We start from the raw sequence: 23,248 nt of genomic DNA on the forward strand, positions 1-23,248 counted from the left end.
CCCCCCCCCCCCCCCCCCCCGCCCCGCGCCCCCCCCCCCCCCCCCCCCCCCCCCCCCCCCCCCCCCCCCCCCCCCCCCCCCCCCCCCCCCCCACGACCCGCGTCGCGCACGGCACACGTCCGCGCAGGGACCGGAAGCCGGCCCTGCCGCGCAGGGATCGGGAGCCGGTCCCAGCCGCGCAGGAACCGTGAGCCGGTCCCAGCCGCGCAGGGACCGGGAGCCGGCCTCAGCCGCGCAGCGCCAGTGCCTCGCTCGTCCACCGGGCGTGCAGCAACCACGGGTCGTCCACGCCCGCGGCGACCCGTGCGACGTGCTCGAGCAGCGCGGGCGTGGTCCGGAACCACTCCGTCCCCGGGAACCGGTCGTCCGCGAAGGCCGTGTGCCGTCGTCGCTCGACGGACCGGTCGCCGCGTTCGAACGCCAGGAGCTCCTGGTGCGGCACCGCTGCGAGCCGTCGCCGCGGGTTCGCGGTCGTGCCGATCTTCACCCGGTCGCCGAAGTCGTCGCGCTGCCGGAGGTAGTAGACGACGTCGACGCGCGGCGGTGGCAGTTCGCCGTCCGGCACGTCGCCCCACCGCCACTCGCACGTCCCGCACAGCACGGCGCTCGGCCAGCGCACGCCCACGCGCGACCCGCAGACCGGGCACGGGCCCGGCAGCGCGTCCTCCGTTCCGACGTGCTCCGCCGCGACCTCGGCGACCAGGGTCACGTGTCCGCCGCAGAGCGGCAGGACGGCGGCGAAGCCGTCCGCGGACGGCGCGTCGCAATCGGGGACGCAGCAGGCGGGGACGGCAGGAGGGGTGACCACCCGGCGGACGCTAGCGTGCGCCACCGACGCGCACCGGGCCTCCCGGCCGACGCACGGAGCGGGGTCGCTCAGTCTGCCTCGATCCGTGAAGGAGCGACACCATGGCAACTCGCTCGATCCTGGGGGACCTCGCCGAGGACCCCACCACCGCACAGGCCGGCAAAGCCACCGTCACCCGCATCACCGTCCGCGAGAACACCGGCCGCTACGTCCGCGGGGAGTTCGTGAAGGACGACACCCCCACCCGCCACAACGTCGAGGCGTGGTTCGACCTCGGCGACGACGCCGCGGCCACCCTCCGCTCCGGCATGCCCGTGATCGTCGTCGGTGACGAGCACACCGAGTCCTGGGGTGAAGGGAACGAGCGTCAGTTCCGCCGGGTCCTCCGAGTCCTCTCGATCGGGCCTGACCTCCGCTACGCCGTGGCGCAGGTGCGCAAGGCCGAGCGCGAGGACAACGGTCAGTAGCGCGCCAGGGGAGGGGTGGCGCTGGCCGCCCCTCCGTCCCCGGTACGGGAGAGGATGAACCCATGACCGACGACGGCAACCGCCCGACCGTCGTGCGCGCATCCGCGTACGCGTGCACCGCGCTCGACGCGCTGCAGGCCGCCAGCGAGTTCGACGACATCAAGGGCCAGGACGTCTACGCCGCCCTCGGCGAGCTCAAGTCCGGCGTCGGCGACCGCCTCCCCACCTCGCTCCGCAACCTCGTGCGCTCGCTCGACGCGTACGACGTCCGCGAGGACGACGGCTCCGACCCGGCCCTCGCGATCGCGAAGGCAGCGGACCACCTCGGCGAAGCCGCGACCATGCTCGAGCTCGTGTGGGACCGCCTCGAGCAGGCGCAGACCGCGCTCCGCGGCCAGTCCGCCCACCAGCGACCGGACCGCACCACATGAGCTACCCCGCCGCTGTCTCCGTGGCGCAAGCGGTGTTCGTCATCGCCGGCGTCGTCCCGATCATGCTCGGACTCCGCCGCGGCGTCGTCGCAGCCGGCAGCGTCCGATGGATGCGCCGCGAGAACATCAGCTTTCGCACCGTGTGGATCGGCATGACGATCTGGTCCGTCGGCATGGTGTTCAACATCGCCTCTGCGCTCGTCTGGCCGTCCGCGTTCGGACTCATCGTCTGGGTCCTCATCGCAGCCGCGACCGTGTGGATGGCCGCGACCCTCCGGAGCCTGCAGCAGCGAGTCGATCGCGGCGAGCTGCGCGACCGCGACAACGAGCGCGGCCGCCGTTCCGACGACCAGGGCGACGCACGATGACCCCCGACGACCGACTCTTCGGCATGCAGACCCGCACCTGGGGCCTGCCGACCGAGTGGTGCAACAGCGCCATCGATGCCCTCGCCCGATTCCAGTACTCCGCCGAGGAACACCGGCAGGAAGGCGAAGCCATCCGACAGATCACCGGCCTTGAGCGGCAGACCCAACGCATCGAGGGCGCGGAGCGGCACCGGTACATCGGACTGATCGTCTACGAGACGGACCTCGACATCACCGCGCGATGGGGCACCAGCCCCACCAGCCAGGAAGGCACCGCATGAGCGACACCGCCGGCTTCGGCCCCGTCAACATGACCGCCCTCCACAACCGCGCAGCCGAGGTCGCGGAACGCGTCGTCGCGCTTCACCCGGCCATGGCTTCGCCCTGGCCGACATCATTGACCACGAACGAGATCTCGTCGCGGCGCTCGAGAACCCCGTCGCGGCGCACATGCTCGTCACCGGCACCCTTGACGGCGCAGTGAAGGCCCTCGCTCACACTCCCGATGCGCTGCAGCGCATCCGCGAGCTCGACCCCATGGACCCGCCCGGCGGCGACGTCACCCTGGACGACATGGAGACGGCGTACGCCCGCATCGAAACAGCCCTGCTCGATCGCTCGCAGCCGCACGCCACAGCAGCCGGCCGCGGTGACACGGTCGCGTTCGACGTCTTCGCTGACGACCCCGTGTCGGCCGCACGGCAGGTCATCGCTCTGATCGCTGCCGCCAACGACATCGCGACGTCGCGCCCCCTATAGCGCTCGACGGGTCACTCTCTCCGACCCGGTCGAGCCCGTCGGTACCGACTCTCTCCCGGTACCGGCACCAAAGCCCCCAGCCATTGTTTGGCTGGGGGCTTTGGTATACCTGCAGAAGGTTACTACTGCAGGGTCTTTTCCCACCCGCCGTCCTTGATCGGCTTCGAGCGGATGGATCTCGCGCTGAAATGATCGTCAGTATTGTGGTCGTACCACCGATAGGTCACTTCCATGACGCCGTCGAATGCCCACTCGCGTACGTCGTCCTCCTCAAGACCATCGCCGTCCATCCGCTGCTGCAGGACCGTGATATTGCCGGATGCCTGTAAGGCAACATGCAGCTCGAGTGAGAACCCCTCGAACTCGTTGATGTATTTCGCAGGCCGCACATCCATTCGAACGAAGTCAACATGGAGATCGCTTGCTTCGGTTTCGCTGGTGCGACCGGTGCGACCGCCGAAGTGCTGGTAAAGCAGAGTTTCGGCCGCGGGCCATGCCTCATAGACTGCTCGACGAGCAATGGCGCCGACTGCGCCGGTTTGCCAGACTAAGCGAATTGCTGCGTCGAACTCTCGACCCTGTTGTTCCCAGAGGAGCCAGGCCTGGTTCCAGCCTTCGTCCAGGTTGAGGGGTAGCTGTTCTAATTCGCGATACTCCATGCTCACGCCAGTGGCGGCGATCGTTTCGAGCACCGCCTGAGCCTGCTGCCTTATCGCCTGGACCTGGTGCTTGTTTTCGATGTCTGCCTGGATGATTGTCAGAGCAGCGAGCTCAATCTCGGGAACGTCTCTGAGTCGAGCAATCTCCTCGTCAACAGCAGTTATCTTTTCGTTGGCCTCGTCGAGGTAAAGGGTTAGGACCCCATCGGGTAAAAGATAATCACTCTTTTTCTGTAGGCCGTTGCACTCACTGCATATGGGTGCAAGGTTCGCCAGGTTATGAATGCCTGGGTAAGTCTCACCTGGCCGTACGCGAGCCCAAATCTTTGTACCGTCCGCGACGCTCGTCTTTCGCGGAATGATGTGATCAATTTGAATGAACGCGAAAATGATTTTCCGCTTGCAGAAGTAGCATCCGCGTTTGTAATTGTCATACAAGGACCAACGCAAACGTGAATTGTCCTGACCGACCAAGTACTCAGTATCTGTTGCCACTTTTCAAACCCCTAGGTTGCCTGTACGCGGCTGATCGCCGGCGATCTGGTCGGCACCAGCGCGCATCATCGCGAGCTGGCGGTGGGTCGGATGAAACGCGCGTACCGGGGGTTTACCTGCAGCCTCGTCCCGTGTGAGCTGCTTGTAAAACCATCGCGGCTCCGGATCGGACTGCGGTAGCACGATCACGTCGCTCCCGACTCGGAGGACCATCGACCGGGACGGCTCCCCAAGTACGTAGCCGTGGCGCTCGTAGAACCCCTCGAGCTCCGGTGCCCCGTGGGCCACGCCGATGATGAGCCACGCGTCCGGCTCCGACGCGACACGAGCCTCTGCCGCCTCGAGCAGAGCCGACCCGATGCCCTCGGATCGGTGCTCAGCGTCAACACCGATCCCGTGAAGAGAGCGGACGGAGCGCAGGATGCGATCGGCCATGGCGTTCGCGCCGTTCGACTTCGCATCGGTTGCTTCTTCCCAGCTCGGACCGATGTAGACCGCGCCGACGGTGTCGCCGTCGTTCACAGCACGGAGCACCGTCGCGTTCGTCCCCGCAGCCTCACGTTCGCGCTCGACGGGCTGCATGGGGAACATCCCTCTGTGGGGCAGGACCCGGTCGAGGTACTTCCAGGTCCTCGTACGCACAGCATCAGCGCTGTCCTCGTAGATGTCGAAGTTCACTCACCCATCCTGCCGGTCGTCGCCACCTGGGGGTGCCGCCCCGTCGTCCTTCTTCCGCCACTTCCACCGGCCGACGTCGAGCACGCGCAGCGCGAACTCCCTGGCGAGCGACGCACGCTCCGCCTGGGTCCCGGCGTTCTTCACGGCGACATGTCCCCAATACGTGAACACACCGAGTGCGACGAGCGGTGTGAGTGCGGCAAGGACGCCGGCGCTCAAGAGGACGGAGAGGATGGTCACGGGTGGGCTCCAAGTGAGAGGTACTGACTCTGGGACGCCGCACGGAGGTGTGCAGCACAGGGTGTATGCCGCGAGGTCTCCACCGGCGGAGCAGTGCATCGGTACTGAGTCATACGGGCGACAAAGGCAGAACCTCACTCCGGTATCTACAGCGCTGGGCGCCGAATCGGTCACGTGGTCGCCGTGAAAGTAGCCCGGCGCTCCGACGGGCTGAGCGGCCGGGCGCGTCGTGCCTGTAAACGACCGTTTGTGGCATGCCGTGCACGAGGGGGCAGAACGCACTCTCGTCCGAAGTGTCTAGAGCACCGCACGAGGGTATAAACTGAGTTATAGGAGGCACGACCTATGACGAAACTGGCTCAACAGAACGTCCTCGCCGGACTGCGAGCGAACGGGTCGGAAGCCGACCCCGAAGACCTCTTCCACGCCTTGCTGGTGGTCAAGTACCGTGCCCGACTCGCGAACTTGGACAGGGACCGGCTCATCCGCCTTGCAGTACGCGGAGGCGCGTCGCAGACCCGACTCGGCGCGCAGCTCGGCATCAGCCAAGCGCGCGTGTCCCAGATCGCTGGTACTGCAGACATCGACGCACCAGACGGATTCAGCGGCGCCACTCCACTCGAGATCGCCGAACGCTACGCGGTCGGTGAACTCGACGAAGCACAGACCATCGACGAGCTCGGTCGGTGGCCGTACCGCGAGGCCAACCGTCCCGACCCCTACGATGACGCGTGGGAGCCGGGCCCCGGCACCTGGACCGACGTCGAGTTCGCGAACAGCCAAGGGATCATCACCGACGACATGTACGAGGCCATCTTCGACCGGTACATCGCCAACAACGCGTGATGCCGGCACCTGACCCCGACACCATCGAGGCCCACCGGCAACACCTCAGGGCGATGAGCGTGGACGGCGGCAGCCTCCACGCGAAAGCAGCGACCGCAACCACAGCGAATCCCGAATGGTTCCGCACGGTGAGCGGCACGCTCATCGCAACGCCGGGACGCCGACGACTGCACAACGCGATCCTGCAGCAGCACCGCGACGCAGCGCCGAACGTCGATACGGGGAAGCGTGCAATCATCCTCGCTGGCCCTCCGGGCGCGGGAAAGAGCACAGTCCTGCCGTCCGTCATCGCGAAGACGGAGATCCCCGCTGAATCGTGGCGGGTCATCGACGCGGACTACTTCAAGGAACGCCTACTCGAGCAGGCCCTTGCAGACGGCTCCTATGACCGGTTCATCGTGCCGCCCGAGGTGAAAGCACTACGGGACGCCGGCGAAGCGTTCTACCCGCTCGAGCTCGCCTCACTCGTCCACGAAGAGTCATCCATCCTCGCCCAAGCAGCTCGCCGAACCGCGGTCGCGGCCGGCGAGAACGTCGTCATCGACACAGTGCTCTCCGGTGCGGCCAACGCTCAGGCAATCGGCGAGCAGCTTCGCCGCGGTGGCTACGAAGTCACGCTCGTTGAGGTCGAGGTCCCCGAAGCGCTCTCCATCCAGCGCACGCAGGATCGCTGGCGAGTCGGCTATGAGGCCGCCGTCGCAGGAAACGGTCACCCCCTCGGCGGCCGATGGGTTCCGGAGTCGCTTCCCGCCTCCCTATACCCGGAATCCGGAAACGACTCGACCTGCCGCGCAGTGTCGCGTGAGCTTGCGCGCAGTGAAGTCGTCGTCCTGCAGTACGAGGAGCATCGCGTCGACCCGGTGACGGGAGCACCGAAGCTCGAGTCGGAGTACCGACGCGAGAACACCGGCAAGGACCTCCGCCGCGTCACCGCGACCGAGAACTCCTACCCGAAGTCGGCCACCGATGCACTGCGCTCCGAGCTCGGGCGCATGCGTCCCCGCGACAGTCGGCCCAGCCACGACAGCGGCCCCGAACGGTGACGACGAGGAAGTCCCCGGCCACTCTCTCCGTTCGGGGGATTCCTTGGGCGATCGATCATCGGACGGTCTACTGAAGTCGGTGGCTTCAAGCTCGTGTGGGCGCGTCTCCTGTGCCTCGCCGGATCGTTCTCGTGCGCACTTGCTGCAACACGAAGAGGCAGAGTGCGACCGAGCCGATGGCTATCACGAACGAGTCGGCTTCCTCGCCGGCGAACACTTTCAGTGTCACAGTCGCTGCGGCCGCCCACGGGAGCCAGGCAACGGCGATCGCCGCAGCCAAGACCGTCCGTCGCTGAGCGAGTAGGACGAGGACGCTGACGAGGACGATTCCTCCAGCTGATGCCAGCACCCAGGGAGCGAGCGCGATGCTCCACCAGCCGGCGTCCCCGACGAACTGTGTCTCCCACGGACGCGCGGTGGGGAGTCGCAGGAAACCGAGGAGCGCCGACGCGATCCCGACGAGACCGAACGCGGCGAGGCTTGGGAGTCTGCGGCGTGGATCGCCGATGGAGGCGAAGATGACCAGCAACGCGACGAACACGACGGTGGTTGAGCCAGGTCCGTTCCAGTTCCCCGTTGCCGAGCGAACCAACGCCGCGCTGACCACTCCAAGCAGCGCGACCACCGCAATCGCATGGGTCAGTACCCGCGATCCGGCGACGGCCGCGACGAACATGAGCAGCACAGGCGCAATGAACAGCGGCGCGGCATTCAGGAACGGCCCGAACAGCGGAACGTTCTCGGGGACCGTGCCCCTGTCGAAGCCTTGCGGCCATGAGACGAAGAAGAAGTACGTCAACGTGAACGCGGCGGCAGCTCCGACCGAGATGGACGCCACTAGCGCCCGCACGTCCTGCGCGCACACGACGTTGATCCACTCCGCCAGCCCTCGCCCGCGAAGGTCGACGAGCTCGCCGGTGGCCGGAGCGGTTCGGCCTTCACCGTCCGCGACATCGAGGAGGACCCCGACCATCGCCTCGCCGAATCGGCGTCGCCACCTCGGCGGGTACCAGCGCACCGCTGCCCGGTACTGCTCTTCCAGGCTCGTGCTGGTCATGCGACGCCCCCACGTGCGATGAACGCTGAACCGGTGACGTGCCCGGTCTGGAAGCCCTGCAGGCGCCGGCGCGCCGCGCTCGCGTTCGCTTCGAGTCGACGGACCTCGCTCTCGAGAGCGCCTCCACCCGCGGGCGTCATCTCGAAGTACTTCCGCAGGCGACCATCGACGACTTCCTCCCCGGCTTCCTGCACCAACCCCTGATCGAGAAGACGGTCGAGGACCGCGTACAACGTGCCGACCTTCAACCGAACGCGGCCGTCCGAGATGGACTCCGCCTCCGCGATCAGGGCATACCCGTGCGCTCGGCCCCCCGCCAGTGCCGTAAGCACCAGCAGTGTCGGCTCTCGCATCTCACTGCTACTCATGCCGCCATGATACTCATACCATCAGAGTATGCGGGAGCGTAGTTCATACGCACCTTGCGCCGTCCCGTTAGCCGATCGTCGTACAGGACGACGGTCGGTGCGGTCGTCGATAGCGTGGAGCGGTGACTTACGACCGGTACGAGCCCTATCGGACCAGCGCCGTCGACGTGGACGGAGATGCCTCGATCTACTGTGAAGAGTCAGGCAATCCAGACGGCGTGGCTGCCCTCTGGCTTCATGGCGGGCCCGGAGGATCACTCGGCAGCGGCTGGTACCGCACTCACTTCGACCCCGCTCGGTACCGACTGATTGGGATCGACCAACGCGGTACCGGAAAAAGCCGTGCAGCAGGCGGACTGACCGGTGGGATGGATCGACAGAACACTCAGCAGCTCATCGACGACATTGAGACCGTCCGCCGAACCCTCGGCATCGTCACCTGGGTTGTCTCCGGGATCTCCTGGGGAACTACGCTCGCGTTGGCGTACGCGCAACAGCATCCGCAACGTGTCCGTGCACTTGCACTAATGGCCGTCACGACGACTAGCCGGAACGAGGTCGAGTGGATCACGGAGGGCGTCGGTCGGCTATTCCCGGCCGAATGGGACGAGTTCGACCACGCAAGTCAACGACGTTCCGGCGAGCGGATCGTCGACGCGTATGCCCGTCTCCTGACATCCTCGGACGCATCGACTCGCGAAGCAGCAGCTGCGGCCTGGGACCGGTGGGAGAACGTCCACGTCTCCTTAGATCACCCTGAGCTCCGGAACGAAGGCCACATCGGTCCCGATCGCCGCGAGGAGTTCGCCCGGCTCGTGACGCACTACTGGAGCAACGACGCCTTCATGCCTGGAGATGAGGCGATCCTCGCCAGACTGAACCGCATTCGACACATCCCCACCACCCTCGTACACGGCCGACGAGACATCAGCGGCCCGGCAGTGACACCCTGGCGGCTTCACCAGGGTCTACCGCAGAGCACGCTCACCATCGCGGAGGACGAGGGGCACGGCGGATCCCAGCAAAGCGCCGAACTGACACAATCGCTCGACCGAATCGCAGCGGGCGCCTGAACCGAAGGACGCGCCCGGTAGCCGGTCGGCTAGTGGACTGGTTGCGCATCACCGGCGGTGGTGTCGGCAGCAGCTTGCGTCCTGTCTCATATAGGGGGTCCGCTGGTCGTCTCATTGAGGGCTTGCTATGTGAGGCACTGCGAGTGCCCGCAAACGACCGTTTCTGGGCGCCGAGGTTGCTACAGGGTGGCCCGTCGTATCGGTTGCTGAATGGTCTGTGCGACCCCCTTATGTGGGGGTGCTGCGCGCGGCGTGCCGCCGCGGACGGTTCCCTACGGTAACTAGCGGTTGCACGGCGTGGTCACGGGGACTGCTGCACTCGTGGCGGCCGTTACAAGGGGTTCTTCCGCGTGTTCGCGACGTCGTCGTTGTCTGCTGTTCGGTCTCGGTGGGTGCTGTTGGCGCTCGTGGTGATCGGTGCGTTGTTCGGGTCGCTGCTGGCGGTGGTGAGTCCGCCAGCGCCGGCGCAGGCAGAGGTGACCGGTACTGGCGGGCAGTTCGTCCCGATGCGTGGCAACGCGCGCGTCTACAGCGGGACAACGGCAGCGAACAGCTGGAAGACGATCAAGATCGCCGGCGTCGACGGTCTGCCCGCGTCGGATATCGGCGCGGTCACGATGATGATCCAGGTCAACGACGTGAACGGGCAGGGCCTGTTCGTTGGACGCCCGGACACGTCGACACCGGATGCGCTGCTGATGATCTACGGTGCCGGCGTCAGCGGGAACGCAGCGGATTCGTCGCTTCTCGCGGTGGGTGAGAACGGGTCGGTGCAGATCAAGACCCAGACCGCACAGACCCGCGTGACCATCGATGTCACCGGTTACTACACGTCGGCAAAGAACGGAGTCAGCGCTGGCGGGTACGTCCCAATCAAGCCGCGGCTCGTGGCCGACACCCGAACCGGAACGAACATCCGGAAGGCGACGCTCGGGGCCGGCAAGCAGATCACGTTCAAGGTCGCAGGCGACTTCGGCGTCCCGGCTGGTGCGGCTGCAGCGCAGATGAGCGTAGTCATCCGCAATACCAGCGGCGGGAATGGGTCGATCCGCGTGTTCCCTTCGGACGGTAACGGCAGCAGCGGACGCCTGTCGTACTCGCCGGAGAAGATCGACACAGGAGTGTCCGCACAGGTCGCGCTTGGATCTGAGGGCAAACTGACGATCGATAACTCGAGCGCGGGCGCCGACCTCGACATCACGGCGACGGTGCAGGGCTACTTCATGCCGAGCAACCCCGGTGGAGGGTTCACCCCGCAGACCGGGCGTCTAGCAGACACCCGCACGGGCGCTAGTGTGCCGTCCGGTTCTTCCGTCGCGGTGCAGGTTGCGGGCGCACGAGCCGGTGTGCCGACCGTCGAGGCGGGGTTGTCGGCCGTGGCGGTGACACTCACCGCCATCAACGAGTCGTCCCGTGACGCATCTGCTCGGGTGTGGGCTGATGGTGCCTCTCAACCGGGTATCTCGCAGCTATACAGCCCGGCCGGCTCCATCGTCACGACGACAGTGATCATCGGTGTGGGCACGAACGGGAAGATCCGAATCCAGAACCAGGGCGCCGGGACCCTGGACTTCACCGTCGACCTGCAGGGCACCTACAACTCACTGCCCGGCGGTCCTGCAGAGACGAACCTGACCGGTCAGCGGAAGTCCGCGACGCGGCTGCCGTTCCCGATCACCGACCAGACGTCGGCATCAGTCGATGTCGGCACTGGCAACCTGATGGTGTCTACTGCGGCGCTGTCGCTGCCGGGTGCGACGTCGTCGACGCCGATCGGTGCGGCCTACAACTCGCGATCGACCCGCGAAGCAAATACGAACACGATGGACGCGAACCGGTGGAACTTCGGCCTCGCCGGTGCCGGGGACCTCACTGCGAACGCGCTCGGCGTGGTGTACACCGACGGGGTCGGCACGGCGTGGCAGTTCAAGCGTTCCGGACAAGGCTCCTTCACCACGCCCGCCGGCTTGCAGCAGACTCTCACTCGCACGCTGGACAGCAACGATGAATACCAGCTGAAGGGGTGGACCACGAACCAGGTAATCCACTTCAACCTCGCCGGGCAGCCCACCTCGATCGACGACCGCAACAAGGTCAAGAACACGATCGGCTTCAACTATGTGGAGTCGGACGCGTTCCGTCTGAACAATATCCAGTCCACCGCCGGCGTCGTCGGGGCGAAGACCCTGAGCTCGACGTACGCGAACGGCGTGCAAACCTTCACTCAGACCAGCGGCACCTCGACGCGGTCGATCGCGTGGGCGAAGAACGCCGATGGTGACATCACCACCTACACGGACGCGACCGGCAAGCAGACCACGTTCGGGTACACCAACGGGGACCTCACCTCGATCACCGCACCCGAAGGTGGTGTGACGAGCTTCACCTACGACTCCTCCGACCGTGTCACGAAGGTCACCCAGTCGAACAGCACCGCTGGCTCCCCCGGTACTGCTGTGACCCGGTTCTCGTACGTCAGCGACACCGTCACCCAGGTCGCCGACCCCCGGTCAAACCAGTCAGCGACGGTCGCGAACGCCAAGCACACCGAGTACACGCTGAACAGCAACGACCTAGTCACCAAAACCGTCGACCCGATGAACCGCGAGCGGTCGAAGACGTACAACTCCGCCAACAACGGCGTCGCGTCCTCGCAGGTCGGCGCCACCGGTGCGGAGAGCACCGGGACGAGCTCGAACAAGTACGACAAGAACAGCGGCCAGTCGCTGACGTCCTCGCAGTCCGGATCCGGTTCGACCTCGTCCGCTGACTACGGATCGACCTCTCCCGCGGCGACCTACCTGCCGTCGAAGGTCACCAGCAGCTCGTCCTCGAGCACGAGCATGGAGTACGACGACTACGGCAACCAGACCTCCTCCCAGTCCGGCCCCGCCGGCGCAAAGGCGAAGCTCGACTACAACGACGACGGAACTGTCCGGCAGGCCACCGCGCCCGGGAACACGGCGAACCCGACAAAGTACGACTACACGAACAAGCAGCTGACGAAGATCACCGCCCCCACGGGCAGCTCGATCGGCAGCAAGGAGTACACGTACGACGAGTTCGGTCGGGTGAAGACCGAGACCGACGGCCGCGGCAACACGACCACCTTCGGGTACGACAAGAACGACCGGCTGACCAGTACCTCGTTCAGCGACGGCACCCAGACGGTGACGAGCACCTACGACGGCAACGGAAATCAGACCAGCCAGGTCTCCGCCGGCGGCACGATCACCAACAGCTACGACCAGCGGAACCGCCTGATCGCAACGTCCAACACCGCTGGCGGCGGGCAGGTCAGCTACGGCTACGACCTCGCCGGCAACACTGCCAAGGTCACCGACGGGCAGGGCACCGTCACGCACGACTACGACTCCTCCGGCGCCCTGACCGCCACCACGTACCCGTCGGGTGCTGGCACGGCGAAGCAGCTGTACAAGACCGACTCGAACAGCGGCCGCCGCACTGACACGTGGATGAACGCGGTCCCGAACGCGGACAGCACGAAGGATCCTGAGACGTGGGAGGCACGTCAGCACGTCGAGTACGACAAGTCCGGCAAGATCACCCGCATTCAAGCATGGGGTGACGAGGACCGGTCCAAGCCGATCGTCGACGTCACGTACTGCTATGTCGCCGGCACCACTCCTGGTGGCAGCTGCGACGCGGACACGGCGAAGGACCGCGACAAGTTGCAGTGGTCGAAGGACAACACCACCGGCGAGGCAGCGTCCGGCCAGGTGATTACCTACGGGTACAAGGGCGACGACGATGCGGAAACCGACCGCCTGACCTCCGTCAAGCAGACCGGTGGCGCTGACCCGACAAACTGGACGTTCACCTATGACGACAACGGCAACCGGACCCGCGCCACCGCCCGCGAAGTCGGAACGAACACGGTGAAGAGCGACACACAGCTGTCCTACAACTCGGTCGGACAGATCACCACGACCGGGTACGAGTACGACGGCACCGGCAACCTCACCAAGGCACCGGGCCAAACGTTCACCTACAACGGCGCACAGCAGATGACCACGTCCACGAAGGACGGCAAGACCACTCGGTACACGTACGCCGGCGCGGACATGAACAAGCTGCTCTCCCAGGCCACCGACGGCGGCCAGGCGTACCAGTACACGTATGGCATCACGGACAGCAACGGCGTCCCCGTCGTGACGGGCCGCACCGTCGCCGGTAGCGGAACCGCGTCCGTCCTGACGGATCCGACCAACGACAGGCCGCTGAACCTGCGCACCTCCGATGGGGCCACGAGCATGTGGGTCGTCGACGGGATCGGGAACCCTATCGCGGCGATAACCGACAAGGGTGCGAAGGCCTACACGGTTCGCTACGACCCGTACGGCAAGGAAACTGTTTTGTTCGGTGACAGCAGCACCCAGTGGAAGCAGAACCCCTACGGGTTCAAGGCCGGGCTCCGCTCAAGCAGCACCGATAACGGCCTCACCAAGTTCGGCTACCGCTGGCAGTCCAGCGTCACCGGCGGATGGCTTGAACGTGACACCCTCGACGCACCTCTCGACCCAGCAAATGCAAATCGCTAGGCCTTCGCAGGTGCTGATCCGGTAAACGGGACCGATCCGTTGGGAAGATCGGCCTGGGGACCTTGGGCTGATGCTTTTGGCAAGGCAGGCTTCGTCGGTGATCTCGTCGAGGGGGGGTACTACGCAGCTCAAGGTAACTCCGAGGCTGCCGCGAAGAAATTTGTGGGCGGGGTGACAGGCGCCATCGCTGGCGCCACCTGTGAAGGTATTCTCGTAGGAGCTACAGGTGGTGTCGGAGTTGTGGGCACCACCGGATGTTTCGCGGTCGGATCCCTGGTTTCCAACGCAACGACAGGAGAGTTTTGATGTTCCAGATGAAGGGAAACCTCATCCTGCCAACCATTCTCGGAGTGGCGGCTATAGTACTTGCAATTTTTGCCCTACTCGCACCCAATAACTCAGATTTCCTGATTTGGGCTATCATCGCAGGCTTGTTTGGTCTTTACGTGCTTTGCGGTGTGGCCGTCTCCTGGTCTAGGAGAAGATAGCTCAACAACATAGCTCGAGTTGAATGATGTACTCGAGGATGGGCGGGATCTCCGCCAGGCTGATGCTGCTCATCCTCATTTCCCCTTTGTGTGCAACTCCTAGTTATCGCGATCTAAAAACCGGCTTCGACCATCATTCTCTTTTTTTATCGGAGTGGTAGCTGAATACGAGCATTATCAAAGTGGCCACAAGAAAGAGGCTGGCTATGACCAGCATTGTGGTGCTGACCCCGGCTGAAGAGTAATTCGACCACGGTGCGCCTGTGGCAATCTGAATCGCGGGGCCGGCGATCACTAGTAACAAGCCAGGAGCGAAATTCAGCAATGGTGTCCATGCTGATCGATACTTCTTTTTCGAGTTGAGTGAAAGTGCTCCTAGGGCTGCGGTTACAGCGACTCCGCCCCACAGCCAAGAAGATCCGGATTGGCGCCAGCCATCGTGAGCAAGCCAATCATGCATTGCGGCTACGGTTTTATCCCAGGCGCCGGTGGCTGGGCCGTAGCGGCTATCGATCTGTGGAAAGGGCCAGCCGAGTATCGCTAATACCCCAGTAATTAACGCGGCTGCAATCAGTAAAGCGCGCCTAAATGACAGCGTGTCCACCGGCTCGATATCGTAATGGGCTAGATTATTACTCACATCTACTCTTCCGCCGCGGAGTGGATTGATGGTGGTGTTGACGAAGCATGGGAATAGCTCTACGGCTTGCGGTCTCAAGTCATACCGGAGGATGCTGAGACTTCGTGATGGAACGCGCACTCTAGTGCAGTGGGAACCGGCTGTCATTGTCCGGTTGATGCTTACCAGGGGGGGGCGGGCATCGTACTGCGAGTGCACCGTCACCTCCTACGGGTCCGCGGACGACGACGCAGAGAATGACCGGCTCACCTCGGTGGTGCAGACCCGACGAACCGGACGTTCACCTATGACGACAACGGCAACCGCACCGGCGCCACCGCCCGCGACGTCGGAACGAATACGGTGAAGGGCGACGCGCAGCTGTCCTACAACACGGTCGGACAGATCACCGCCACCGGGTACGAGTACGACGGCACCGGCAACCTCACCAAGGCACCCGGCCGGACCTTCACCTACAACGGTGCGCAGCAGATGATCGCGTCGACGAAGGACGGCAAGCACTCGAAGTCCCGCTCGCTGCAATGGCAATGGCAATGGCTGTCGTAGTCGCCATTTTTGGAGCGATCAACTTCTTGTTCCGCGACCGACTACACGCACTCACCCAGAGGGTCCGATCGCGGCGAGGCTCGGTGCGCGGCTCCTAACCCTACGGCTGCGAGACGTCTCATCGACACCGCTTCCGCAGGCGCTTGCGCGGCGGGATCTCACGGGACCGCGAGTCTCGCAACCATGTGTCTTGAGTATCGGGCAGGATCGCTGTCATGAAGGTCGGTTGCGAGACAGGGGTGTCATGGTGAAGTTGATCGGCTATGCACGAGTGTCGACCCGGCAACAGGACACTGACCGGCAAGAACAGGACCTCCTCGCCGCCGGCGTCCGTCGAGATGACCTTTACGTCGACCACGGTGTGTCCGGAGCTCATGCTTCGCGTCCTGCGTTCGACCGGGCGCTCAATGCTCTGCACGAGGGTGACGCGCTGGTAGTCACCACGCTTGATCGGCTCGGCAGGTCCACGATCGACATGCTCAGCTTCGCGGCTCAGCTCCGAGACCGGGGCGCAGGGCTTCGCGTTCTAAACCTCGGGGGTGGCGATGTTGATACGTCGACTCCGATGGGATCCATGGTGTTCTCCGTCATGGCGGCGCTCGCGCAGATGGAGCTCGAGATCAAACGCGAACGAGTCCGCGACTCGGTCACCAAGCGTCGCGCCGCCGGCCAGGACCTCGGAGGGCGACGTGCAGTGTTCACCGACAGTCAGGTCCGCGCTGCCATCCGGCTCCTAGACGCCGGTGAGTCAGCCTCTCAAGTCGCCCGTGACCTTGGCATGTCCCGCGCGACCCTCTACCGGCGCATCCGCATCCTGCAGTCAGACGATGCCCGATGAGGAAGCGGGCGGCACTCAAGGATCGGCCCGAGGTTGCCAAGCACCTCCACAAGCACATCGAAGTCACCCGCACTGAGCTCGACGCCTTCGCCGCGGAGGACGACGCGGTGCAGCTGCTGGTCCTTGCTGAGTTGCGGTCCCGAGCTGCCGACCGGGAAACAACGCTTTTGCTCACGCTCGAAGGGGCAACCGTCGCGATCCTCGCTGTGATGCTCTCGCGGATCCCAACGGCTTCACCGTCTGCGGCGCCGAATCGCGGTTCGGGTTGGGTCGGAACTGCAGCATTCGCAATCGTGTGCGCCGCGCTAGGCGCGATCGCGGTCGTACTTGCGATGCCGTCGGCGCGGCGCGCGATGATCGGCAACCGGGACCATGCGCAAGCAGTCGTCTGGCTTGGCGCTTACGAGCAGGTTCTTGTGGAGCGTAGATCGGAGACGGCATCAGTGGCAGCTTCGCCACAACCGCGGTTTCCATGGCTTCGTCGGCGATGAGTGGCGAGCAGGCACAGCGTCGCGCAAGCGATCCCAGCCAAAGTTCGAAGACCGCGGTCGTGTGCCGCTGATCGCAACTACCGTTTCCGGGCGTTCGAAACCTCCGGACCAACACGCCGACCGGGAACTGCCCGAAATGCCTGTCCGAAACTAAGGCCTCCATCTGGTAACGGACACCGTTTTCGGGCACTTTCTCGATAGGCTGGATTGACCACGATCGAGGGGGGCCCATGGCAAACCGACTCGAGCTCGAAGCCGAGTACCCGGACCTGTTCGCGCCGCTGAGCGCTACCGACCGAGAGGCCGTCCTGCAGACACTCGCCTCGAGTTGGCACGAAGGGTGGACACCGAACCGACGCGACATCGTCGACCTGGTCGATCTAGTGACCGGCGCGATCGACAACTCCGAATACGAGCGCCGCACAGCGGCCGCAATCGACGGCGCCAACCGGTGAAGCTGGAGCAGGCCGGACTCTGGATCCGCCATCCCGACCGCTACTGGTTCGCCGGACGCGAAGACGTGCAATGGGGCGAGAACCCTGCCACCGGACGGTGGGATGAGCACCCGATTCGCTGGGATCTCGTCGCTGCCGCCGCTCGACCCCTGACGGAGGCGTTCCGTCTTGGACAGTGGCGTGGGTACGACTCGAGCGATGACACCGCGGAGCTCGCCGTGGCCTTCGACGTCACGCAGCTGACCACCGATGAACGGCGCACGGTGGCGTCTCTGTTTTGGAGCGCGAACGCAATCACCGCAGACCCGTGGGCCTCGGAGCTTGACAATGGCCGTCACCGTGCCTGGGGCATCTGGTCCGTGGACCCCTCGATCATCCTGCCCGTCGAATGCGGCACACTCGGTTACTACGCGTCGTACCAAGAGGAGGATGACCCTGCGGGCATCGCTGCCTGCGCCGCTATCGCCAAAGAGGGCCTGCCTTGCACCGCACCGCAGATCCTCGATCGTTCCGTCCGCTGCACGAAGGCACTCCGGACCCTCGCAGCGCTATGACCACTTTCGACACGTGGGACTCGTACATGACCGAGCCCCACGGGTACGTGCTCAAGAACCTCTACGGCTACGGCGCCCTCGAGGGCGACAAGCTGACCCAGCGGGAATACCGCGAAACGGCAGCACGCCAGGCCGAGATCCTGACCGGCCGCGTCGAGATCCCCCGCACGTTCGACGCCGACCACGTGAAGGCCGTCCACCGGCACCTGTTCCAGAACGTCGACGAGTGGGCCGGCGAGTACCGCAACGTGAACATGGCGAAGCAGGGGAAGGGGTTCGCCCGCACGGGTGACATCGACATCTACCTCAAGCACGCCCGCCGGATGGTTGACGCCGTCGACTGGCCGAACGCGGACAAGCAGGAGTTCGCGGTCGGCGCCGCGAAGGTGTTCGCCCTGGTCAACCAGGCGCACCCGTTCCGCGAGGGCAACGGCCGTACGTCGAAGATCCTGATGACCCAGCTCGCCGAGACGTCGCGCTTCTCGCTTGACTTCGGCGCTGTGTCCCCGGAGCGGTGGAACCAGGCGTCCGCGGCGGCGACGCCGCCGATCACCGAGGCCGTCCCGAATTTGCAGGCGCTCGTACCCGTGTTCAAGATGATGGCCGTCGAACGCGACGGCCCACCGCCCCGCGAGCCCGTCAGCGAGCTCACCGCGACCAAGGACGCATCCGCGTCCTACCCGACAGCCGCGGTCGACGCGCTCCGCGCCGCCCGCTACGCCGCCGGCCCCGACGTCAAGCCGGCGGCCGCCCAGACCGACCAGACCGAGCAGAAGGGCTACGAACGATGAGCGACCGCGTCCGATTCGCCGACGTCATCCCGTACGACACCCCCTCAAGCCTGGCGGCCCTGCACGGGCCCGCCGACGGCGTCCTGACGCTGCCGATCACCGTCTACTGGGGTCCGCAACGAGAGTTCGACCTGTCCGACCATGACACGCTGATCAAGGCGTACCGGAACATCGTCCGCGAGGGTACGCCCCCCGTGCAGGAGTCGACACTGCACGCGCCGACGCTCCTGCAGGTGTGGCGCGACCTGGTGCTCCCAGCCCGCTGCGCAGCCGCGTGGGAGTCGAAGTTCCCCGAGCTGGCGGCCGCCTAGCCATGACCAGCTCCGAGGAACACCAACGCACCGCGACCAGCATCATGCTCGACGCGATGCGCGCGCAGGGCTTCGCCCTCGCCGGCTCCGGCGCCATCCGCGAGCACGGCGTCATCGCACGACCCACCGAAGACGTCGACCTGTTCACCACGAACATCGCGCCGGCCCTGTTCACCGAAGGCCTCGACGCCGGCGTGGCCGCCCTCCGCGACAACGGGTACACCGTCGACGTCGCCCGGCGAGCGGATCAGTACGCGCGCCTCGACGTCGTCACCGCGGACGGGTACCGGTTCGACGTCGACATGGGCGTGGACTGGCGTGCGCACGATCCCGTCACCCTTGAGGTCGGTCCCGTGCTCGCGCTGGACGATGCGGTCGCGAACAAGGTCGGTGCGCTCTACAGCCGTGGGGAGGCTCGCGATTACCTCGACGTCGACGCAATTCGCCGGTCCGGGCGGTTCACTGACGACGAGCTGTTGACCAGCGCAGCAGAACATGACCCCGGGTTCGACCGGGTCATGTTCGTCCAGCAGCTCGAGCGCGTCGACCGCATCCGACCCGTTGACGTGCAGGACTACGAGTACGACGCCGACGACCTCGCCGCCGTCCAGGACCGCATGCGCGCCTGGGCCCGCGAGCTCGACAGCCCACCGCCGGAGAGTGACGCTCAGAGGGCTCGTCAGCGGCTCAGCGCGTCGTACCCGTCCTCCGCCAAGGACACGATCGGCAACGGCGCCGAGAACCCCGCGCAGCGCCACCACGGCGACACCGAGCGTGGCCGCGACACCGGAATGGAGCGATGATGACGCACACCATCGGGTACGCCCGCGTCTCGACGCACGAACAAGACCCCGGCACGCAGCAAGCCGCCCTCGAGGCCGCCGGCTGCGACCGGGTGTTCATCGACCATGGCGAGTCGTCACGCAAGCGCAGCCGACCGCAGTGGTTGGCCTGCCTCGACTACGCCCGTGACGGGGACACCATCGTCGTGTACCGACTCGACCGCATCGCCGGCTCTACCGGTCACCTGATCGAGGTCGTGAACGACTTGGGGGAGCGGGGCCTGAACCTCCGCTCCCTGACGGAACCGGAGATCGACACGACGACTCCGATGGGGCGTGCGCTCTACGGCATGGTCGCCGTGTTCGCGCAGCTCCGCGTCGACACCATCCGGCAGAACACCCGGGACGGCCTCGCCCGTGCGCGGGCCGAGGGCCGCGTCGGCGGCCGGCCCACCGTGATGACCCCGGAGCGCATCGCCGAAGCCCTCCGCATGCGCGAGGACGGCAAGAAGCCTGGAGCGATCGCCACCACGCTCGGCGTCGGCCGGTCGAGCGTCCTCCGCGCGTTCGAACGCGTTGACGAGGAAGCCCGCATCGCACTCGAACCCGTCGCAGGGGCAGCATGAGTGCCGACTGGGCGCCCACCTGGTCGTACCAGTGGCTCGCCGACATCGGCGTCCCCGCGATCGTCGGTTCCCTTGCAGCCGTCGGCACCCTCGCCGTCGGCATCGGAGCCGTCGCAGTTGCAGTGAGCAGCAACCGAATTGCATCGCGCATCGCGAATCGCGAGCACGATGCCGACTCGCTGCAGTCCCGCGTCACCTTCGGTACCGCCGTCATGCGCTGGTCCGATCAGCTCATTGAAGAGATCCGTGACCCCGTGGGAAGGATCTCCGTCGACGGTGGCGTCGTGGTGGGACGGAAGGCCCAGTCAGCCGCCGGAAGCGCTGACGAGCAGAAGGCCGAAGTCGACGCTGCCGCTGCGGCGTTTCACGCCGACAACGGGCGCGATCTGGTCGCGTTTGTCGAGCTCCTGACAACGAAAGCCCCTCACGAGAACAAGCCGAGCGACTACAGAGTCCGCGACGAGCTGGTTGCCATCCGACGGGCACATGTTCAGGCGTGGATTGCCAACCCCGCTATGTGGAAGACCGTCGACAACAGCGCCCGCCTGACGGCTACCGAGTGGACCCGCGCCGCGCAGATCCGGGGAGAGTTCGAGGACAAGGACCAAGCCCTCGTGCACCCTGGCACCGACGCTCCGACCGGAGCGGCGTAGGCTCCGACTCGCCCCGTTGGCACCCCTGGTGTCGGCGCACAGAACGGCCCCCACCGGAGAACCGGCGGGGGCCGTTCGCTCGCACGGGGCGGGCACCTACTGGGGACGGTCAGCGCTCCACGCCGGAGTCCCGCCCCGGGGCACCGAAGCCGCGGCCGGAACGAAACGTCGGGGCAGGCTGACCCTGACCCGCGGACGCGCTGAGTTGCGTGGCCGCCGACTGCGGGAAGGAAGCCGACTGCTGCGCTGCGAAGTTCGCACGGATGCGGTCGCGGGCGTTGCCCGGCTCCGCTGCCTGCTGCGCTCGGTTCGGGACCGCGGCGTCGAGGACCTCGTCGAACGTCCGGAGGTCGACGCTTGCTCCTGGTGTCGATCGCGCGGTGTCGTACACGGACTTCCCTTCGGCGACGAGCGCTGCCGTCTCAGGATGTCCTTCGTACACTGCGGCCGTCGACACGGCGTTCGTCATGGCGGTGTGAACGCGGGCGCGGCCTCGGAGCAGGCCCGTCTCCGCGACGTCTACCCACGACCGAGTACGGCCACGGGCAGGACCATTGCCGGCACCTCAACGACGCCGAAGATCACGCCGACCGGCTCGCGCTTCTCCTCCTGGAACCGGTCCTCGGCCCGTCCGAGCGCCCAGTACGCGGACAGGGACATCTCCGCCTTCTCGAGGCCCCACTCGTCCTGCAGCACGCGGCGGAGCGCCTTCACCGCGGTCCGCTCGCCGTGCGCGAAGACCTGCACCGGTCGGGAGGCACGGGGCAGCGCCCGAGCGGCGGCCACCAGCAGCGCGCCCGGCTCGGCGCCGGTGGCGTCGCGGTGCAGCCACCGCAGGTCGACCCCGTCCGGGTGCTCGAGCGGCTGCTCGTCGGCTGCGCCGCCGACCTCGACGAGCGCGACGCCGCGGGCGTCGTGGGGCATCGCGGCGAGGGCCGCGCCGATCGCGGGCAGCGCGCTGTCGTCGCCGAGGAGTACGTGGGTGACGGTCGGGTCCGTCGACGGCGCGTACCCGCCGCCGGGCCCGGACAGGGCGAGCAGGTCGCCGGGCTGTGCGGCGGCGGCCCACGGGCCGGCGAGGCCCCGGTCGCCGGGCCCGTCCTCGGGCCGGTGGTCGTCTCGCCCGTGGTCGTCGTGCCCGTGGTCGTCGTGCAGCACGAAGTCGATCGCGATGGTCTCTGCGATGTGGTCGACGGACCGGACCGTGTAGGTGCGGCGCGCCGGCCGCTGGTGCTTCGGCAGGGTCTCGCGCAGCGCCTCGAGGTCGTACGGCGGGGTCAGGCCGCTCGACGGCGGCGCGAGCAGGAGCTTGACGTACTTGTCCGTGGCGGCGAGGCGGTCCGGGTCGGCCCCGTCGACGAAGTCCCGGAAGGCCGGACCACCGAGGTGGACGCGCACCATGTGCGGGGACAGGTGCTCCGTGCGGTCGACGACGAAGACGTGCTGGGTGCGCTTGGGACTCATCCTGGGATTCCTCTTCCGGTGCTCGACCTTGCCAGCTACTGAGGTTAGCCTCACCTCATGAGTCCGACCGTGACGCCGTTCTCCGAGCTCCTGCGCCGGCGCTCCCGCACCGCTGCGGACCCGGCCGTGTGGATCGGCGGTGCCCACGACCTGCTCGCGGGGGAGTGCGACGTCGCCGACTACGCCGACCTGCTCGGCCAGTACGCCGTCGTGTACGACGCCCTCGAGCGTGCCGCCGAGCGGATGGCGGACCACCCGGTCGCCGCACCGTTCGTCACGACGCAGCTCACCCGGATGCCCGCGATCCGCGCCGACCTCGAGTACCTCGTCGGTCCGGACTGGTCCGAGCTCTGCTGTCCGACCGCGGCGACCACCGCGTACGTCCGTCGCCTGTGCGCCGTCGCGGCGACCTCGCCCGGGGCGTTCGTCGCGCACCACTACACGCGGTACCTCGGGGACCTGACGGGCGGCCCCACCCTGGCCCGGATGCTCGAGGACCGGTTCGGGTTCGACACGAACGGCGTGCTCTTCACGATCTTCGACCAGGTGGCCGACCCCGCCGCCTTCGAGGACACCTACCGGGCCCAGCTCGACGCGGCCCCGTGGTCGGACGCCGAGCGCGAGGCGGTGCTCGCCGAGGTGGAGCTGGCCGCGGGCCTCGACCGGGCGCTCGTGGCCTCGGTGCGTCGCCCGACGGCGGGCGACGGCCGGACCGTGCCGCTGCTCCCCGCCTGACCGTGCCGGTGCTCCCCGCC

Annotated in this window: 28 protein-coding genes and 1 pseudogene; 20 read left to right on the forward strand and 9 right to left on the reverse strand. The window is 66.4% G+C overall.

The genetic code is table 11. From position 1 onward, the window contains the following. Positions 1-226: 226 nt before the first annotated feature. Positions 227-808, reverse strand: a complete 582-nt coding sequence (locus PIJ49_RS10080) for a GIY-YIG nuclease family protein (protein ID WP_442874628.1) — start codon at positions 806-808, stop codon at positions 227-229. Positions 809-909: 101 nt separating this feature from the next. Here PIJ49_RS10080 and PIJ49_RS10085 point away from each other — a divergent pair, with 101 nt between their 5' ends. The 5 genes from PIJ49_RS10085 to PIJ49_RS10105 all read left to right on the forward strand — a co-directional run bounded on the left by PIJ49_RS10085 (position 910) and on the right by PIJ49_RS10105 (position 2,833). Then, entirely contained in the window at positions 910-1,275 is a 366-nt protein-coding gene (locus tag PIJ49_RS10085) for a single-stranded DNA-binding protein (RefSeq protein ID WP_271826505.1), read from the forward strand. 62 nt (positions 1,276-1,337) lie between these two features. Further along, positions 1,338-1,706 (forward strand): hypothetical protein, encoded by a 369-nt coding sequence (locus tag PIJ49_RS10090; RefSeq protein WP_271826506.1) that lies wholly within the window; start codon positions 1,338-1,340, stop codon positions 1,704-1,706. Next, a complete protein-coding gene (locus tag PIJ49_RS10095) occupies positions 1,703-2,074 on the forward strand; it encodes a hypothetical protein (RefSeq protein WP_271826507.1) in 372 nt (123 codons plus the stop codon). Before PIJ49_RS10090 ends, PIJ49_RS10095 begins: the two co-directional genes overlap by 4 nt. Then, positions 2,071-2,355, forward strand: a complete 285-nt coding sequence (locus tag PIJ49_RS10100) for a hypothetical protein (RefSeq protein ID WP_271826508.1) — start codon at positions 2,071-2,073, stop codon at positions 2,353-2,355. Before PIJ49_RS10095 ends, PIJ49_RS10100 begins: the two co-directional genes overlap by 4 nt. Before the next feature lie 169 nt (positions 2,356-2,524). Next, positions 2,525-2,833, forward strand: a complete 309-nt coding sequence (locus PIJ49_RS10105; RefSeq protein WP_271826509.1) for a hypothetical protein — start codon at positions 2,525-2,527, stop codon at positions 2,831-2,833. A gap of 122 nt (positions 2,834-2,955) precedes the next feature. Here the strand turns inward: PIJ49_RS10105 and PIJ49_RS10110 are convergent, their stop codons facing one another. From PIJ49_RS10110 to PIJ49_RS10120, 3 genes are read right to left on the reverse strand one after another with little or no spacing between them, the layout of a single operon-like run. Then, a complete protein-coding gene (locus PIJ49_RS10110; RefSeq protein WP_271826510.1) occupies positions 2,956-3,930 on the reverse strand; it encodes an HNH endonuclease in 975 nt (324 codons plus the stop codon). 60 nt (positions 3,931-3,990) lie between these two features. Further along, positions 3,991-4,665 (reverse strand): GNAT family N-acetyltransferase, encoded by a 675-nt coding sequence (locus PIJ49_RS10115; protein WP_271826511.1) that lies wholly within the window; start codon positions 4,663-4,665, stop codon positions 3,991-3,993. Beyond that, entirely contained in the window at positions 4,666-4,905 is a 240-nt protein-coding gene (locus PIJ49_RS10120) for a hypothetical protein (protein WP_271826512.1), read from the reverse strand. A gap of 345 nt (positions 4,906-5,250) precedes the next feature. Here PIJ49_RS10120 and PIJ49_RS10125 point away from each other — a divergent pair, with 345 nt between their 5' ends. Then, positions 5,251-5,751 (forward strand): hypothetical protein, encoded by a 501-nt coding sequence (locus PIJ49_RS10125; RefSeq protein ID WP_271826513.1) that lies wholly within the window; start codon positions 5,251-5,253, stop codon positions 5,749-5,751. Beyond that, the gene (locus tag PIJ49_RS10130; protein WP_271826514.1) at positions 5,751-6,794 is read left to right on the forward strand and encodes a zeta toxin family protein; all 1,044 of its coding nucleotides are present in this window, start codon (positions 5,751-5,753) and stop codon (positions 6,792-6,794) included. Before PIJ49_RS10125 ends, PIJ49_RS10130 begins: the two co-directional genes overlap by 1 nt. Positions 6,795-6,879: 85 nt before the next feature. Here PIJ49_RS10130 and PIJ49_RS10135 read toward each other — a convergent pair whose 3' ends face one another. Together PIJ49_RS10135 and PIJ49_RS10140 are read right to left on the reverse strand one after the other, a co-directional pair. After that, on the reverse strand, positions 6,880-7,851 hold the full coding sequence (locus PIJ49_RS10135; protein WP_271826515.1) for a hypothetical protein: 972 nt from the start codon (positions 7,849-7,851) through the stop codon (positions 6,880-6,882). After that, entirely contained in the window at positions 7,848-8,219 is a 372-nt protein-coding gene (locus tag PIJ49_RS10140) for a PadR family transcriptional regulator (RefSeq protein WP_271826516.1), read from the reverse strand. Before PIJ49_RS10140 ends, PIJ49_RS10135 begins: the two co-directional genes overlap by 4 nt. A gap of 122 nt (positions 8,220-8,341) precedes the next feature. Here PIJ49_RS10140 and PIJ49_RS10145 point away from each other — a divergent pair, with 122 nt between their 5' ends. Next, a complete protein-coding gene (locus PIJ49_RS10145) occupies positions 8,342-9,292 on the forward strand; it encodes an alpha/beta fold hydrolase (RefSeq protein WP_271826517.1) in 951 nt (316 codons plus the stop codon). Between the two features lie 392 nt (positions 9,293-9,684). Next, a complete protein-coding gene (locus PIJ49_RS10150) occupies positions 9,685-13,854 on the forward strand; it encodes a hypothetical protein (protein WP_271826518.1) in 4,170 nt (1,389 codons plus the stop codon). A 621-nt stretch (positions 13,855-14,475) separates the two neighbouring features. Here the strand turns inward: PIJ49_RS10150 and PIJ49_RS10155 are convergent. Further along, entirely contained in the window at positions 14,476-14,946 is a 471-nt protein-coding gene (locus PIJ49_RS10155; protein ID WP_271826519.1) for a hypothetical protein, read from the reverse strand. Positions 14,947-15,264: 318 nt separating this feature from the next. Between PIJ49_RS10155 and PIJ49_RS10160 the strand changes: the two are divergent. The 10 genes and pseudogenes from PIJ49_RS10160 to PIJ49_RS10205 form a co-directional block, all read left to right on the forward strand. Beyond that, positions 15,265-15,528 (forward strand): annotated as a pseudogene (locus PIJ49_RS10160) (hypothetical protein); the annotation flags it as partial. 244 nt (positions 15,529-15,772) lie between these two features. Continuing rightward, a complete protein-coding gene (locus PIJ49_RS10165) occupies positions 15,773-16,366 on the forward strand; it encodes a recombinase family protein (protein ID WP_271826521.1) in 594 nt (197 codons plus the stop codon). Further along, positions 16,363-16,857 carry a hypothetical protein gene (locus PIJ49_RS10170; RefSeq protein ID WP_271826522.1) on the forward strand — a complete coding sequence of 165 codons (495 nt, stop codon included), beginning with the start codon at positions 16,363-16,365 and terminating at the stop codon, positions 16,855-16,857. The genes PIJ49_RS10165 and PIJ49_RS10170 overlap by 4 nt, the downstream gene beginning before the upstream one ends. 230 nt (positions 16,858-17,087) lie before the next feature. After that, positions 17,088-17,312 carry an antitoxin VbhA family protein gene (locus tag PIJ49_RS10175; RefSeq protein WP_271826523.1) on the forward strand — a complete coding sequence of 75 codons (225 nt, stop codon included), beginning with the start codon at positions 17,088-17,090 and terminating at the stop codon, positions 17,310-17,312. Continuing rightward, positions 17,309-17,866 carry a hypothetical protein gene (locus PIJ49_RS10180; protein ID WP_271826524.1) on the forward strand — a complete coding sequence of 186 codons (558 nt, stop codon included), beginning with the start codon at positions 17,309-17,311 and terminating at the stop codon, positions 17,864-17,866. Before PIJ49_RS10175 ends, PIJ49_RS10180 begins: the two co-directional genes overlap by 4 nt. Then, positions 17,863-18,657 (forward strand): Fic/DOC family protein, encoded by a 795-nt coding sequence (locus tag PIJ49_RS10185; protein ID WP_271826525.1) that lies wholly within the window; start codon positions 17,863-17,865, stop codon positions 18,655-18,657. Before PIJ49_RS10180 ends, PIJ49_RS10185 begins: the two co-directional genes overlap by 4 nt. Beyond that, positions 18,654-18,968, forward strand: a complete 315-nt coding sequence (locus tag PIJ49_RS10190; RefSeq protein ID WP_271826526.1) for a hypothetical protein — start codon at positions 18,654-18,656, stop codon at positions 18,966-18,968. The genes PIJ49_RS10185 and PIJ49_RS10190 overlap by 4 nt, the downstream gene beginning before the upstream one ends. Positions 18,969-18,970: 2 nt before the next feature. After that, positions 18,971-19,771 (forward strand): nucleotidyl transferase AbiEii/AbiGii toxin family protein, encoded by an 801-nt coding sequence (locus PIJ49_RS10195; protein WP_271826527.1) that lies wholly within the window; start codon positions 18,971-18,973, stop codon positions 19,769-19,771. Further along, the gene (locus PIJ49_RS10200; protein ID WP_271826528.1) at positions 19,771-20,376 is read left to right on the forward strand and encodes a recombinase family protein; all 606 of its coding nucleotides are present in this window, start codon (positions 19,771-19,773) and stop codon (positions 20,374-20,376) included. Before PIJ49_RS10195 ends, PIJ49_RS10200 begins: the two co-directional genes overlap by 1 nt. After that, on the forward strand, positions 20,373-21,029 hold the full coding sequence (locus PIJ49_RS10205) for a hypothetical protein (protein ID WP_271826529.1): 657 nt from the start codon (positions 20,373-20,375) through the stop codon (positions 21,027-21,029). The genes PIJ49_RS10200 and PIJ49_RS10205 overlap by 4 nt, the downstream gene beginning before the upstream one ends. Before the next feature lie 109 nt (positions 21,030-21,138). Here PIJ49_RS10205 and PIJ49_RS10210 read toward each other — a convergent pair whose 3' ends face one another. Both PIJ49_RS10210 and PIJ49_RS10215 read right to left on the reverse strand, forming a co-directional pair. Further along, the gene (locus tag PIJ49_RS10210; protein ID WP_271826530.1) at positions 21,139-21,420 is read right to left on the reverse strand and encodes a hypothetical protein; all 282 of its coding nucleotides are present in this window, start codon (positions 21,418-21,420) and stop codon (positions 21,139-21,141) included. A 128-nt stretch (positions 21,421-21,548) separates the two neighbouring features. Then, positions 21,549-22,493, reverse strand: a complete 945-nt coding sequence (locus tag PIJ49_RS10215; RefSeq protein ID WP_271826531.1) for a siderophore-interacting protein — start codon at positions 22,491-22,493, stop codon at positions 21,549-21,551. A gap of 57 nt (positions 22,494-22,550) precedes the next feature. Here PIJ49_RS10215 and PIJ49_RS10220 point away from each other — a divergent pair, with 57 nt between their 5' ends. Then, entirely contained in the window at positions 22,551-23,228 is a 678-nt protein-coding gene (locus PIJ49_RS10220; RefSeq protein ID WP_251154980.1) for a biliverdin-producing heme oxygenase, read from the forward strand. Positions 23,229-23,248: the final 20 nt, after the last annotated feature.

The organism is Curtobacterium uvaldense, from assembly GCF_028307415.1.
Lineage (GTDB): Bacteria > Actinomycetota > Actinomycetes > Actinomycetales > Microbacteriaceae > Curtobacterium.